Origin of the sequence: Maritalea sp., from assembly GCF_051251695.1 — a bacterium.
Classification (GTDB): Bacteria; Pseudomonadota; Alphaproteobacteria; order Rhizobiales; family Devosiaceae; genus Maritalea.
In genome coordinates, this window is sequence record NZ_JBPOEU010000014.1 from 54,753 (window position 1) to 68,504 (window position 13,752).

The window sequence follows — 13,752 nt, forward strand, 5'->3', positions numbered from 1 at the left end:
AAACGAACTGCGTTTAAGCGACCCGATTTTGACCGATTAGCTGTATTTTTTCAAAAATTCTTCGGCTGACAATTTGCGCATGTCTGGCAATGTCTCTTTAAGGGTGTCGCGTGACCAATCCCACCACGCCAATTTTTGCATTTGAGCTGCAACGTCTTCGGGTAAACGTCTTTTTATCTGCTTGGCGGGGACGCCGCCCACAATCGTATAGGGCTCGACATCTTTGCTGACCACAGCACCGGCACCGATCACCGCGCCGGTTCCAATGTTAACGCCAGCCAAAACCACAACACCGTGCCCGATCCAGACATCATGACCGACTGTTACTTGGTGGTCTTTGCGCCAATCAAAAAACGCTTTGTCATCTTCACCTAAACCGTAAGCCGCAGCCCGATAGGTAAAATGATGTTGGCTGGCACGCCAAGTCGGGTGGTTGCCCGGATTGATGCGCACATCGCTGGCGATGGAGCAGAACTTGCCGATCTTCGTCCAAACAATAGAGCAACGTTGCATGGCGTAGGAATAGTCGCCAAGTGTGCTTTCGATAAAAGCAACGTCATGGGATAGTTCAGTCCACACGCCAAGGTTTGACCCAATCGTGTTGGTATTTTCGCCGATGCTGGGCGTTTCACTGAGTTGTTTGGCCATAGTGTCCTCAAACGTTTGATTTTTGCACAAACAGGTCTTCCAGTGTTTTCACAAAGGATGTGATCCCTTGATCCAGCGTTGTATCATTGTGAATCTGTGAAACCGGAATGCCTTTTGGCAATTTAATTGGCGCTCTTTCGAGACGTGATTTGATATCGGCTTGGGTTTCTCGCCCACGACCTGCAAGCCGTTGGGCCCGCAAATCAAGATCGGCCACAATGTTGGCAATGTGGACTGGATATTTTTTTGCTGCGTCACCAATTATTGCGCGGGAAACGTTACAAACGGTAATTTTACCGTCACGCAAATGTTCCTCGATAGATTTTGGGATGATGTAGCCAAGTCCATGCGCTTGCCAGTTAAGAGCTGTCTCGCCTTCAATGACCATGCGGGTGTAATCATCAAATGTAATTGTATCGTGATCTTCAAGCGCAGCAACAGCATCCCGCGTAATTAGACGACGAGGAAACGCAAAGTTGGGGTTATTTTCTAACGCTTGCTGAGCGCCCATAAGAAGGCTATCTTTGCCCACCCCTGATCCGCCAACAACGAAAACCAATAAGCCGGAAAATGCTGAAACAGTCATGATCTGGTTTCCTATATGACCCGCACACCATCGCGCCAAACCGCACGAACGATTGGCACACCATCGTCTGGCAAAGTTACGCGCACAAAGTCCGCCTTTTTGCCTTGAGCGATTTCTCCCCGATCATCCAATCCTGCGGCTTTGGCCGGGTTTTTGGTGATCATGGCGACCGACTGAGGCAGAGTGATATGGTCAACTTGTTTGGGCAAAGAAAAGGCTGCTTGCATTAAAGAGAACGGCACGTAATCTGAACTCAAAACATCCAAGAAACCTTCGTCAGCCAGTTGTGTCGCTGAAATGTTGCCCGAATGGGACATGCCCCGCACAACGTTTGGCGCGCCCATCAGAATAGATAGTCCTGCATCCCGTGCGGCGCTTGCCGCGTCAATTGTTGTTGGGAATTCAGAAATGGCAACGCCGTTTTCTTGGGCTTCTTCCACATGGGCTTTGGTGGCATCATCGTGGCTTGCAAGGGCCAGACCGACTTCGTGGCCTTTTTCAACAATGGCACGGCGATTGTTTTCTGAGTATTTTTCCTGGTCGGCGATGCGATTGGAAATGAAAATTTCCATTTGATCATCGCTCATGCCCGTTTTGCCCTGATAGTAGGCGTAGTACTGTTCCAGTTTAACGAATTGTCGTTGCCCGGGCGTATGGTCCATCAAGCTGGCAAGGCGCACCATATCAAGTTCACAATATTGCTCGAACTGCTCAAGCGCGTCGTGAGAAGACAACTCGCAGCGCAAATGTACCAAATGATCTGCACGAAGGCGTTTGTCTTCTTTGGCCTTGCCAATCGCGCCAACCAACACTTCCACATGCTCGCCCATGTTTTTCATGTCGCTGTCAGAGCCGACGCGAACCGCGTCATAAACCGTGGTGATGCCGGACGAGGAAACTTGCGCATCATGTGCGTGTAGAGCGGCCATAGGGTCCCAAAAAACGCGCGGGCGTGGCCGGTAGTGGTTTTCAAGATGATCGGTGTGTAATTCCACTAGGCCAGGGAGCAGAAAGTCGCCTTCAAAATCCATGCCTGTTGCGGCGCCATTATGATCGACCGACGTTATTTTACCGTTGCCGACGCCGACCCCACCTTCAACAACTTCGTCAGCGAGAATCATTTTGGCGTTTTTAATTGCGTTCAGTTCGGACATTTGTTGTGTGCTTTCATCTGGTTCTGACCTTCAAGTTTGAAGTCAGCGATGCGTTTAAAGGGGGCGTCTTTATCGGGCTCTTCGTAAAGGCAAATGCGGTCGAGCGTGTAGGGTTCGTCAAGAATGGGTTCGAACCAGTTTTGAGCTGCCCGAAGGATCGATGGTCCGGTGCTTTGGGTTAGTGAGTCAGAGAGGGTCATGTGCATTTTAAACTGATCTAGGACGTAAGGATAACCCCATAAATCCAGCAGTTCTATTTGACGTTCATTTAGACCTGCAGCCAAGCGTTTGTCGCGTTTCTCTTGGCTCATTGGTGCGCGGAAATGGTCGAACTGCGTGACGCAAAGGGATGCGAAATGCCCCACTTCTTCACTTTGGTGAACCGGAACAAGAGCCAGAAAATGCCCAATTGCTTTGATTTTGAGTTCGCCAATTTCAACGGGTGCAGTTGAACGTGCAAACTGTTCAAGGTCTTCTCTCAGCGTTGAAATGTCCTGACCATCAACTAGTCGAAATGGCGGTTTAAGGGTTGCATGAAAACCATAACGGCATGGTGATCTCGTTGCGCTAATTAGCTGATCATCGGTGATGCCTTGCACTCTTGGCTGATCCAGTTTTGATCCTTTTGCGCAATCGCGTCCAAGCCATTGGCAGCCAAGCCGCCAAAGCTTTGAGTTGGTTGAAGGCGCAAAATAGATGCCGTATCGTTTGGTCATATTTTCCATCAGATTTTACGGTCGCATTTGCGACCGATCATTTAGGTTGGCGAATATCGGCGTGGCATGCCCTATTTGCGTGTCATTTTTTTGACGCTTTAGAACAAACCACTCCAATTCTTATGCCGCGACGGCAAAAGCGGTGACATCTATAACACGATCCGCGACCTTTTCGCGGGTTTCTATATCGTGGAAAATGCCAAGCATTGCTGTGCCGGTTTGTTTTTTGTCTTGGATCATCGACAATACGACAGCGCGGTTTGCCGTATCAAGTGACGCCGTTGGCTCATCAAGCAACAACACTTCATGTTCCCCCATAAAGCCGCGAGCGATATTGACCCGTTGTTGTTCACCACCAGAGAAAGTGGCAGGTGGTAAATCCCATAAATGTTTTGGAATGTTCAATCCGTCCAGCATGTGGGCGGCTTTTTCTTTTGCACGCTCTTCGCTGTGGCCCCAATGCATGGCGACTTCTGCCACAAGATTAAGGGCAGAAACACGCGGGATGGCAGAAAGGAACTGGCTGACATAACCAATTTTGGTTTGACGCAAGCGCAATATTTGGCGTGGATCAGCGGTGACGAGGTTGATATATTCACCCTCGACCAACAAAGCGATTTCGCCCATGTCAGCGGCATAGTTGCCATAGATGAGTTTTAACAGTGTTGACTTACCAGCCCCTGACGGGCCGCCCAAAACAACGCACTCTGAATTATACAGTTCAAATTCAACATCATTCATCACGGGCATATGCAGTCCGTTTTGCAAATGCATGGTGAAGCTTTTTGAAACGTTTGAGACTTTTAAAACTGGTTGGCGCATCTTAAGCCCCCACTTGCAAAATCGAAGATACCAACAATTGTGTGTATGCTTGGTGTGGATCATCAAGAACCTGATCGGTTAGGCCTTGTTCGATGACTTCCCCACCCTTCATTACCATGATGCGGTGAGAAAGGAGCCGCGCAACGGCAAGGTCATGGGTTACGATAACAATCGAAAGACCAAGGTCAGTTACAAGTTTACGGATCAAATCCAATAGACGCGCCTGTACTGAAACATCTAGGCCGCCGGTTGGCTCATCCATGAAAACAAGACGTGGATTTGTCACCAAATTACGGGCAATTTGCAAGCGCTGTTGCATGCCACCAGAAAATGTTCGTGGCGCATCATCTACCCGGTCGGCGCTTATTTCTACACGTTCAAGCCAATCAATTGCTGTTGCGCGTAAATTGCCATAGTTGCGATGGCCAAGGGCCATCAAGCGCTCGCCCACATTTGCCCCAGCTGAAACCGCCATGCGCAGTCCGTCGCGGGGATGCTGATGGACAAAGCCCCAATCTGTGCGCAAAAGTGTGCGTTGATTGGCTTCGCTCATCTCATAAAGATTTTCGCTGTGTCCATCCCGGAAGCGATAGTGCGCTTGGCCCAGTTTTGGCTTGATCTGTGTGGAAAGACAGTTGAGCAATGTTGTTTTACCTGATCCGCTTTCACCAACGATGGCGAGCACTTCACCGGGGTAGAGTTCGAAATTGACGTCACGACAGCCCAATTGCTGACCATAATAATGGGTCAGGCCTTCAACTTTTAGAAGCGGATTATTGTCATCTAAATTCATTGCATGCGCTCCTTAAAGTCAGCGTGCATTTCGCCAAGATGGCCTTCAGCTTGACGTGTTTCGCAGTAATCACTGTCTGAACAAACGAACATGTGACCGCCGTTATCGTCTAAAATAACTTCGTCAAAATAGACGTCTTTTGCGCCGCACATGGCACAAGACGTGTTTGGCCATTCTTGGATTTTGAACGGATGATCCTCAAAATCCAAACTGACAACATCAGTAAACGGCGGCAGCGCATAGATACGCTTTTCACGACCTGCGCCGAACAGTTGCAACGCCCGGTTGTTGTGCATTTTTGGGTTGTCGAATTTTGGTGTTGGTGAAGGGTCCATCACATATCTGCCTTCAACCATCACGGGGTAGGCATAAGTTGTTGCGATGTGGCCGTGGGTGGCAATGTCTTCGTAAAGTTTCACATGCATCAAGCCATATTCAGATAAGGCATGCATTTTACGGGTTTCAGTTTCCCGTGGCTCTAGGAACCGAAGTGGTTCGGGGATTGGTACCTGAAACACGAGGACCTGATCATCACGCAGTGCTTCCTCGGGAATACGGTGACGGGTTTGAATGACGGAAGCATCTGATGTCTTCATGGTCATTTCTACGTCGGCAGTTACCGCAAAGAAATTCCTGATCGCAACAGCGTTGGTGGTGTCGTCTGAACCCTGATCGATCACTTTTAAAATGTCATCCGGACCAAGAATTGAAGCCGTCACCTGCACGCCGCCAGTTCCCCATCCATAAGGCATGGGCATTTCGCGGGCTGCGAACGGGACTTGATATCCCGGGATCGCGATGCCTTTAAGAATGGCGCGACGGATCATGCGTTTTGTTTGCTCGTCAAGATAGGCGAAATTATACGCATCTTGGGTGTTGTCTAGTTCAGCGAGGCTCATTCTGCTGCCTCCATGTTTGTGCTGTTTTCGTCAGATTGTTGGTTCGCCCAAAACTCGTCAGACATGGTGCGGATGAGGTCCAATTCAGCTTGGAAATCCACATAGTGAGGAAGTTTGAGATGTTCAACAAAGCCTGTTGCTTGAATATTGTCCGAGTGGGACAGAACGAATTCTTGGTCTTGTGCGGGGGCCGCCAATTCTTCGCCTAGCTCTTCCCAACGCAGGGCGCGGTCAACCAAAGCCATCGACATGGCTTTACGTTCTGCATGGCCAAACACAAGTCCGTATCCACGGGTAAATTGTGGTGGGGCTTTTTCACTGCCTTGGAATTGATTGATCATTTGGCATTCAGTGACGTTGATTTTGCCGATCGGCACTTCAAAGCCTAACTCTTCAGCAAAAAACTCTACTTCAACTTCGCCCATGCGAATTTCGCCAGCGAATGGGTGGGTTCTGGCGAACCCGCGTTGCGTTGAATAACCAAGGGCGAGCAAAAAGCCTTCGTCGCCACGTGCTAAGTTTTGAAGCCGTAAATCGCGATTTGCGGGGAAATCAAGCGGCGCGCGGGTTAGATCGCCAACCTCTTCGCCCTTTGCGAGTTGGAGATCAGGTTCCATCATTCCAGCAGCGCCTAACAAGTCAGAAACCCTTGGGGTGTCTTCTGCAATAACGTCTGAGACTTCAGGCGCATCAGACGGTTTTTCTGCGTCATAAGCAAAATCGATCAAGCGATGGGAATAGTCAAATGTTGGCCCTAGAACTTGGCCACCAGGCAGGTCTTTGAACGTCGCGGAAATACGACGAGAAATCAGCATTTCATCGGTTTGAATTGGCTTTGAATATCCAAATCTTGGCAAGGTGGTGCGATAGGCGCGAATGAGAAAGATCGCCTCGATCAAATCACCCTGTGCTTGACGAATGGCGATGGCTGCAAGTTCGCGATCATAGAGCGAGCCTTCGCCCATCACGCGGTCAACCGCAAAGCCAAGCTGCTCGACAATTTGTGCGGTGGCGAGGCCGGGCACATTTGGATTGCCACGTCGTTTAGCGGCAAAAAGCTTGTGTGCATTTTTGATGGCTTTTTCGCCACCTTTTACAGCAACATACATTTAAGCGGTCTCCGCGTTGAGATTTATTTTGGTTGAGCGTGGCAGGCAGGCGAGCTGGCTATCGGTTGCAAAAATGAAATCCAAACCCCGTGGGAAGAGTTGATTGTTTGCTTGCGCCTGTGTCCAAAAATCATTTGGTAGGCCTGCAACATTTAGATCTGTTGTGAACTCAATACCGGGGCCGCTCAGGCGAACATCATTTTGATTGGCTAGCGCATCCACCTGAATGATCAATGTGGTTGAACGGTCTGGATATTCATCTGTGCCAAGGGCGAAGTCTGACAGGTTGCCAATTAGGGTCGGCTCTGAAATCAACGCGAACTGTGCGTCTTTTTTGCTTTCAACAATGGGTGCGCTGGTGTGAAAGGCGATGAACTTTCGAGCGTCGTCATTTTGAGCCAGATTTTCATCAAGCCAAACCGTGCTGTCAAAGTCACAAAGCGTGAGGGTCAGCATTGCCATTGTGGGATTAAGAGGTGCAGGCGCCGTTATCGGTTTTGGACTATCAACGATTTTGCCCGGTCTCGCCATCGCATCCATTGTGGCGCGAAAGCTGGCTTGCGAGTCTATTGCGAGGTCGGAAAAACCTGAGTGAAGAGTTTGAGTTTGCATCAGTCGTCTCCGCGCACAAGAGTGAAGAAGTCGACTTTGGTGGCTGCCGCTTCTTGTTTGGATTTTGTGGTTTTGTCATCCAGCAATTGGGCGCATGGGGCGATGATGTCGTTTTCCACCTGAGGTTTAAGCGCCGGATTTTGCCAAGCTGCATCGAAAAATGCGCTAATGGCTGCTTTGCGTTGATTGCGACCATGGCAATAGGCGTGGCCTATCTCACCTGTATCAAGGGTGACGGCGGCACGGGTTACACTAATTTCGCCCAAATTAAATGGAGCCCCGCCGCCGCCAATGCGCCCGCGCGCCATCACCAGTCCGGTTTCTGGCTTGCGGGCAAACTGCCAATCTGGCTTGTTTGCGAAGGAATTATATTTTTCTTCAAGCAGATCTGCGTCCGTATGGGCGAGTACTTTCATAACCCGCTGGCGTTCGATCTGTTGTTGCGCTGTGTCAGTCATATTGCTGTTGCACTTTTCGCTGTTAAAGGTGCTGGTTCTAAATTTCGAGGCAGTGGATATCAGGTGATGTGATATTTGTCTATATTAAAAGTATACATTTGTATACAAATATTAGTATAGGCTATTAAGGTGCAAAATTATTGCGTTTGAATGACAGTTGGAAAATGAGTTCTGTATGAGCGGTGTAAAAGAGATTGAACGAGGCAGGGGCGTTTCCCTTTGGCGGCAAATTGCGGAGCGTTTGCAATCTGATGTTGCAGCGGCAGTTTATCCGGCAGGTAGCCAATTGCCGACGGAGTTGGAACTTGCGCAAAAATATGGCGTGAACCGGCACACGGTTCGCCGCGCCATTGGTTCATTGTCAGAGACCGGCATTTTAAGTGCAACACGGGGGCGGGGCACCTTTGTTGCAGAACGTACGATTAGTTATCCCATTTCGTCCCGCACGCGTTTTTCAGAAATTGTTTCCTCGAACAAACGCCAGCCCGGTGGGCGTTTGATCTCTTCTGGGGAGGAGGCCGCGAGTGCTGAAGTTGCGCAGCGGCTTTCGATAGAAGAAGGTGTTTTGGTCACGAGGGGGGAAACCCTTCGAGTGGCCGACGGGAGACCTATTACTGTTGGAACCTATTGGATCAATAAGAAACTGATCCCAAATTTTATCGCTGACTATGCCGAATTGGGTTCGGTTAGTGAGGTGTTTGAACGGGCGGGGTTTAGTGAATATCGCCGGCAAAAATCTTGGGTTGCCGCCATTCCGGCAAGCGCGCATGACGCCGCGTTAATGCAGGTACCGGTCGGGGATCCTTTGTTGGAAGTCTATAGCGTCAATGTTTCCGAATCGGGACAGCCCTTGCAATATACAAGGGCACGTTTTCGTGGGGACGTTGTGCAGCTTGAAGTGGAGAACTAGACTTTTCAGTTTAAAAGTCTAGTTTGTTAGTCATTCACAGAACTGACACATAAACGACATTTTTATGTAAAGCAGCATCGTTAGGTAGGGCGCAAACAAATTGTAAGGCGTCCATAAATGCTCAAGCTATCTGGTGTAACACGTCGCTTCGGCGAAAAAACTGCGGTTGGCGATGTCACCCTTAATATCGCTGAAGGCGAAATGGTTGGGGTGATTGGTTCTTCGGGGGCAGGCAAGTCGACCTTGTTGCGCATGATCAATCGATTGATCGATGTAAGTGACGGCGAAATCGCATTTGATGGCCAACAAGTGTCATCTTTAAAGGGGCAACCCCTCCGTGATTGGCAACGCGATTGCGCGATGATTTTCCAGCAGTTCAACTTGGTGCCGCGTTTAGACGTTCTTACCAATGTGATGTTGGGCCGTCTTAATAGACGCAATACATTTTCTTCTCTTATCAAACATTTTGGCGAAGACGAGCAGCTGATGGCGCTTGAAGCGTTGGAGCGTTTGGGTATTGCGCAAACAGCCGTGCAACGCGCCGGAACGCTTTCAGGTGGTCAACAGCAACGCGTTGCGATCGCGCGCGCCCTTGTTCAATCGCCAAAAGTTATCTTGGCTGACGAGCCCATTGCTTCTCTTGATCCCAAGAATGCTCAGGTGGTGATGGATTCCCTAAGAGCCATCAATGAAGATGATGGCATCACGGTCATTACCAACCTGCATACATTGGATACAGCGCGCAACTATTGCGAGCGTATTATTGGCATGAGCCAAGGCAAAGTGGTTTTTGATGGTGGGCCAGATGATCTCACCACAGAAGCCGCGCAACAGATTTACGGTGCTGACGGTCTGAAGGATGCTTTTTCAGAAAGCATGACCTCGACGTCCATCGATTTGCCAAGTGGCAAAAAGAAAAAACCAAATTCACCAGTTTACGACGGCTCTGAAGGTCACGTCACCCTCAACTGAGCTAAATGGCCGTCGCAAAGAACGACCGATACGCATCCTCAAAGGAGAACCCACATGAATGCGATCCGTACCCTTACTGTTGCAGCTGTTGTTGCTGCTTCATTCTCAACTTCTGCTATGGCGCTCGACACTTTCCGTGTTGGCATTCTTGGCGGCGAAAACGAAGCTGACCGTCTTCGCAACAACCAGTGCCTGATCGACCTTTTGCCATCAGCAATTGGCGTTAAAGAAGTTAAATTGTTTCCAGCTGCTGATTATGATGGCGTTATCCAAGGCCTTCTTGGTGGCACATTGGATTATGCTGAGCTTGGCGCTTCTGGTTATGCTGCTGTTCACTTGAAAGACGAAAACGCTGTTGATCCAATTTTGACAACGCAGCAAACTGACGGCGCAACTGGCTATCACTCTTTGATGCTTGCTCTTGTTGATAGCGGCATTGAAAATATCGCGGACATGAAGGGCAAGCACCTTGGTTTTGCTGACCCCAACTCAACTTCTGGTTTCCTCGTTCCATCTGTTGCATTGCCTAAAGAATTGGGCATGGAATTGGACGAGTATTTCTCTGAAACATCATTTAATGGTGGTCACGAGAATAACGTTCTTGCGGTTCTTGACGGCAAAATCGACGCTGGTGTGACGTGGTCATCAGGTGTTGGCGAATATTCTGAAGGTTACACTTCAGGCAACGTGCGTAAGATGGTTGATAAAGGCCTTCTTGACATGGAAGACGTTAAAGAAATCTGGCGTTCGCCTTTGATCCCGAACGGCCCAATTGTTGTTCGTAGCGATCTTGATGCAGACGTTCGCGCAAAATTCAAAGCGTTCATGATGGCGTTGCCAAAATCAAACCCTGATTGCTTCTCAGCAATTCAAGGTGGCTCTTACAACGGTTTTGTTGAAGTAGATCACTCTTTCTACGAAACAATCGTTGCTGCGCGTAAAGCAAAAATCGGCGGCTAATTGCTCGTCTTATCTTTTAAAGCCGGTCTTGCCCTTTTGGTGAGGCCGGTTTTTTCTAAGCAAATTATTGGATAAAAATATGTCAGCGCACGCGTCAAAGCTAAACCCGGCGAGCCAGAAAGTGTTCGAGCATTATCGTGAGCTCACACAGACAAGACGGCTTTATACGTTTTTGACCATTGGCATTTTGGGCGGTCTTTTGTTCGCTGCACTATGGTTTGCCCATGTGTCGAACTCGGGCAAGTTTCTTGACCGCATTCCCTATTTCTTCGACTTTGTGTTGAACTTTTTGCCGGACGAACCGATTGAGATTTTTCGGGCGCTGTTTGATTTGCCCTCGCCGTTGGCCGATGGTTCGCTAAAATATGATTACGAAGAAGGGCGTCACTATGTGTTTGGCGACTTTTACATTCCTGAATATTTTTATGAGATGCTGGTAACGCTCAATATCGCGTTTATTTCGACCCTTTTGGGCGGCACGCTTGGGTTTTTCCTGTGCTTCTTTGCTTCGACAAACTTGGTGGGCGCTGGTGCGACACGGTTTGTCGTGCGCCGCATTATGGAAGTGTTGCGGGCCTTTCCTGAGATTGTGATTGCTGGGTTATTGGCCGCCATTTTGTCATTGGGTCCTATTGCGGCTGTTGCTGCTGTCTCCATCCATACAATTGGTGCGTTGGGTAAACTGTTTTTTGAAGCGGTTGAAAATGCAGATATGAAGGCCGAAGAGGGCCTGCGGGCTGCGGGGGCGAATTGGGTTGAGCGGGTGCGGTTCGGTATCGTTCCGCAAGTGCTGCCCAACTTTACATCATATTTTTTGCTGCGGGCTGAAATAAACGTGCGCGCCTCAACAATCATTGGTGCCGTTGGTGGTGGTGGTATTGGCGAGGTGTTCCGCCTCAGTCTTTCACGCGACCACGCGGCTAAAACTTACGCCATCGTATTGTTGCTATTCGTCACCGTGATGCTTGTTGATCAATTGTCAGGTTGGCTGCGTCGCAAACTGGTGGGCAGTCAAGCTTTCGAGTTTGGCGCGTAAAGGAGATTAGAAAAATGGAAAAAGCAATCTCTCAACTTCGTCGCGATCAGCTTAAAGCGAAATATGCCGACGTTTTTCACAAAAGCCTTACGCAACGTATTACGCCCTACCTGGTTGGGTTTGGCTTGCTGGCCTACGTAATTTTTGCCTTTATGTTTTTCAACATTGGCGGCGTTTTCGCCAACGCGAAATGGGACCGTGCGGGTCTTTACATGGCGGACTGGGTGAGCTGGCAAGCACAGCCAAAAATGCGCTTTAAAGATGGTGCCGTAGAGCTGCAATATCCTCGCTTTTCCCCACTGGGCGAGAACCCAAATCCTGATTGGGTCGCCCCACTTGAAAGTGGCGATGGATATGCGGTGACATTTGGTTCAGCGCAAAATGCGGTTGAAGTCAGACCTGGTCTTGTGACCGTCATTTTGGATGGACAATCCCATTTCATAGAAGTGACCAAAGACGCAGCCTTGTTGGCCGCGGATGCCCCAGCCCTATTCAATGAAAAAAATGGCCGGGTGAAGGTTAGCTTTGGCTTTGAAGGCAATGTTGAAATTCGCAACACCCAAGTGCGTATTTGGCGCCGCTTCTGGGGTTGGGAAAATTTCTTCTTTGATCCTGCATCGCCCTTCTGGGGCAAGTCCGCGTCCGATGTAATTGGAACGATTTTTACTGGTGAACAGATCGATCCTGATCGCTCTAACCTCGCGTTGGCGTTTGATAATTTCCTTTATAATGCTGAATGGCAGCATATGGATGTGTTTATTAAACTGCTGCAAACCATCGTTATGGCGTTTGTGGGCACATTGTTTGCAGCTGTTTTGGCCTTTCCGTTGGCCTTTATTGCGGCGCGAAACATCACCATGTCGGGCACCTCGAATTGGATGATGAAGCGGTTCTTCGACTTCCTGCGCTCGGTCGACATGCTGATTTGGGCGCTGTTTTTCACGCGGAGCTTTGGTCCCGGGCCACTCGCGGGGATTTCGGCGATCTTTTTCACCGATACTGGAACGCTAGGAAAACTCTATTCTGAGGCGCTGGAAAATGTGGATGATAAGCAGCGCGAGGGCGTGAAGTCTGTGGGTGCTGCACCCGCCGAAGTTCAACGGTTCGGCGTTGTGCCGCAGGTGTTGCCGCTGTTCGCCTCTCAGGCTTTGTATTTCTGGGAATCCAACACGCGATCAGCAACGATTATTGGCGCCGTTGGGGCTGGTGGTATCGGTCTTAAATTGCTTGAAGCCATGCGCACTGGAACCGACTGGGAAAATGTTGGCTATATGGTGATTTTGATCCTTATTGTTGTCTTTGCTTTTGACAATATTTCAAACCAGTTGCGTTCAAGATTGATCGGTAAAGAGGGGCATTAGCCCCTCTCGCCACAAGTTGGGTTCGTTGCCCTATTGGCCAAAACTGTCGTGATCTTGGGCAAGAAACGCGTCTTCTTCAGGCGTGTTTTGTCGCCCTAGCACTTCATTGCGATAGGGGTAGCGGCCGAACTTTTCAATCATGGCGCGGTGCTTGATTTCATAGTCTAAACTGTCGTCACCCGGCAACGCGTCAAAGAGCTTCATTGCCTCATCATGCACCGCCAAACTTTCGCAATGCATATAAGGCATATAGGCAAAGCTGCGTCGCTCTTCTGCAATTCTTAGGTCATCACCGCGTACCACCATTTCTTGGGCCAAAGTCAGCGCGATGGGATCGCAAGCAAATGCGCGTGGACTTTTTCGATAAATTTGCCGGGTGAATTGATCCAAAACGATAATTTCAGCAAGACGATTTTCGGGTGACGTGCGCCAAGAGAATAATTCGCCTTTATGGGCGGCTGCATGGGTTTGGCTAAACTTGGAAACGATCTTTTGGTCGAATTCATCTCCGCCGCTGAACCAGTCTTTGGGTCCGTGATCTACAAACCAAAATTGGGTGATATCTTCAGGATTTACGATCATCATTTGCCTCAATATTGATTTGAATTTGCATCAGGGTGCATTTGTTGAAGGGTAGAATCAAGTTTTTACGCCTGACAATAAATTGAAGCGCCCTATCGCCAATCAAGGTTGGCTGGGCTAAAAGGCGCGAAACG

16 protein-coding genes are annotated in these 13,752 nt (G+C 49.3%); 5 read left to right on the forward strand and 11 right to left on the reverse strand.

Annotated features, from left to right (window positions below; genetic code table 11):
- Positions 1–36: 36 nt before the first annotated feature.
- The 10 genes from ACSHWX_RS10285 to phnG all read right to left on the reverse strand — a co-directional run bounded on the left by ACSHWX_RS10285 (position 37) and on the right by phnG (position 7,797).
- Positions 37–648 carry a chloramphenicol acetyltransferase gene (locus ACSHWX_RS10285; protein WP_435668124.1) on the reverse strand — a complete coding sequence of 204 codons (612 nt, stop codon included), beginning with the start codon at positions 646–648 and terminating at the stop codon, positions 37–39.
- Between the two features lie 7 nt (positions 649–655).
- On the reverse strand, positions 656–1,234 hold the full coding sequence (phnN, locus tag ACSHWX_RS10290) for a phosphonate metabolism protein/1,5-bisphosphokinase (PRPP-forming) PhnN (RefSeq protein WP_435668125.1): 579 nt from the start codon (positions 1,232–1,234) through the stop codon (positions 656–658).
- Positions 1,235–1,245: 11 nt separating this feature from the next.
- Positions 1,246–2,388 (reverse strand): alpha-D-ribose 1-methylphosphonate 5-triphosphate diphosphatase, encoded by a 1,143-nt coding sequence (locus ACSHWX_RS10295; protein ID WP_435668126.1) that lies wholly within the window; start codon positions 2,386–2,388, stop codon positions 1,246–1,248.
- Positions 2,376–3,104: a DUF1045 domain-containing protein gene (locus tag ACSHWX_RS10300; protein ID WP_435668127.1), complete on the reverse strand. Its 729-nt coding sequence runs from the start codon at positions 3,102–3,104 to the stop codon at positions 2,376–2,378. Before ACSHWX_RS10300 ends, ACSHWX_RS10295 begins: the two co-directional genes overlap by 13 nt.
- 120 nt (positions 3,105–3,224) lie before the next feature.
- Entirely contained in the window at positions 3,225–3,926 is a 702-nt protein-coding gene (gene phnL / locus ACSHWX_RS10305) for a phosphonate C-P lyase system protein PhnL (protein ID WP_435668128.1), read from the reverse strand.
- 1 nt (position 3,927) lies between these two features.
- Positions 3,928–4,719 carry a phosphonate C-P lyase system protein PhnK gene (phnK, locus tag ACSHWX_RS10310; RefSeq protein WP_435668129.1) on the reverse strand — a complete coding sequence of 264 codons (792 nt, stop codon included), beginning with the start codon at positions 4,717–4,719 and terminating at the stop codon, positions 3,928–3,930.
- Positions 4,716–5,618 (reverse strand): alpha-D-ribose 1-methylphosphonate 5-phosphate C-P-lyase PhnJ, encoded by a 903-nt coding sequence (locus ACSHWX_RS10315; RefSeq protein ID WP_435668130.1) that lies wholly within the window; start codon positions 5,616–5,618, stop codon positions 4,716–4,718. The genes phnK and ACSHWX_RS10315 overlap by 4 nt, the downstream gene beginning before the upstream one ends.
- Complete coding sequence (locus ACSHWX_RS10320) at positions 5,615–6,727, reverse strand: carbon-phosphorus lyase complex subunit PhnI (protein ID WP_435668131.1); 1,113 nt, start codon at positions 6,725–6,727, stop codon at positions 5,615–5,617. The genes ACSHWX_RS10315 and ACSHWX_RS10320 overlap by 4 nt, the downstream gene beginning before the upstream one ends.
- Positions 6,728–7,339, reverse strand: coding sequence for a phosphonate C-P lyase system protein PhnH (phnH, locus tag ACSHWX_RS10325; protein ID WP_435668132.1), 612 nt, complete (start codon positions 7,337–7,339; stop codon positions 6,728–6,730).
- Positions 7,339–7,797 (reverse strand): phosphonate C-P lyase system protein PhnG, encoded by a 459-nt coding sequence (gene phnG / locus ACSHWX_RS10330; RefSeq protein ID WP_435668133.1) that lies wholly within the window; start codon positions 7,795–7,797, stop codon positions 7,339–7,341. The genes phnH and phnG overlap by 1 nt, the downstream gene beginning before the upstream one ends.
- A gap of 175 nt (positions 7,798–7,972) precedes the next feature.
- Between phnG and phnF the strand changes: the two genes are divergently transcribed.
- The 5 genes from phnF to phnE (ACSHWX_RS10355) all read left to right on the forward strand — a co-directional run bounded on the left by phnF (position 7,973) and on the right by phnE (ACSHWX_RS10355) (position 13,036).
- On the forward strand, positions 7,973–8,707 hold the full coding sequence (phnF, locus tag ACSHWX_RS10335; protein ID WP_435668134.1) for a phosphonate metabolism transcriptional regulator PhnF: 735 nt from the start codon (positions 7,973–7,975) through the stop codon (positions 8,705–8,707).
- 117 nt (positions 8,708–8,824) lie between these two features.
- Entirely contained in the window at positions 8,825–9,679 is an 855-nt protein-coding gene (gene phnC / locus ACSHWX_RS10340; RefSeq protein WP_435668135.1) for a phosphonate ABC transporter ATP-binding protein, read from the forward strand.
- A 54-nt stretch (positions 9,680–9,733) separates the two neighbouring features.
- Positions 9,734–10,639, forward strand: coding sequence for a phosphonate ABC transporter substrate-binding protein (gene phnD / locus ACSHWX_RS10345; protein ID WP_435668136.1), 906 nt, complete (start codon positions 9,734–9,736; stop codon positions 10,637–10,639).
- A 79-nt stretch (positions 10,640–10,718) separates the two neighbouring features.
- Positions 10,719–11,675, forward strand: a complete 957-nt coding sequence (gene phnE, locus ACSHWX_RS10350; RefSeq protein ID WP_435668137.1) for a phosphonate ABC transporter, permease protein PhnE — start codon at positions 10,719–10,721, stop codon at positions 11,673–11,675.
- Between the two features lie 14 nt (positions 11,676–11,689).
- Entirely contained in the window at positions 11,690–13,036 is a 1,347-nt protein-coding gene (gene phnE / locus ACSHWX_RS10355) for a phosphonate ABC transporter, permease protein PhnE (RefSeq protein WP_435668138.1), read from the forward strand.
- Between the two features lie 30 nt (positions 13,037–13,066).
- On the opposite strand, the gene ACSHWX_RS10360 is transcribed toward phnE (ACSHWX_RS10355), so the two are convergent.
- Positions 13,067–13,618: a DUF924 family protein gene (locus ACSHWX_RS10360; protein WP_435668139.1), complete on the reverse strand. Its 552-nt coding sequence runs from the start codon at positions 13,616–13,618 to the stop codon at positions 13,067–13,069.
- Positions 13,619–13,752 lie beyond the last annotated feature (134 nt).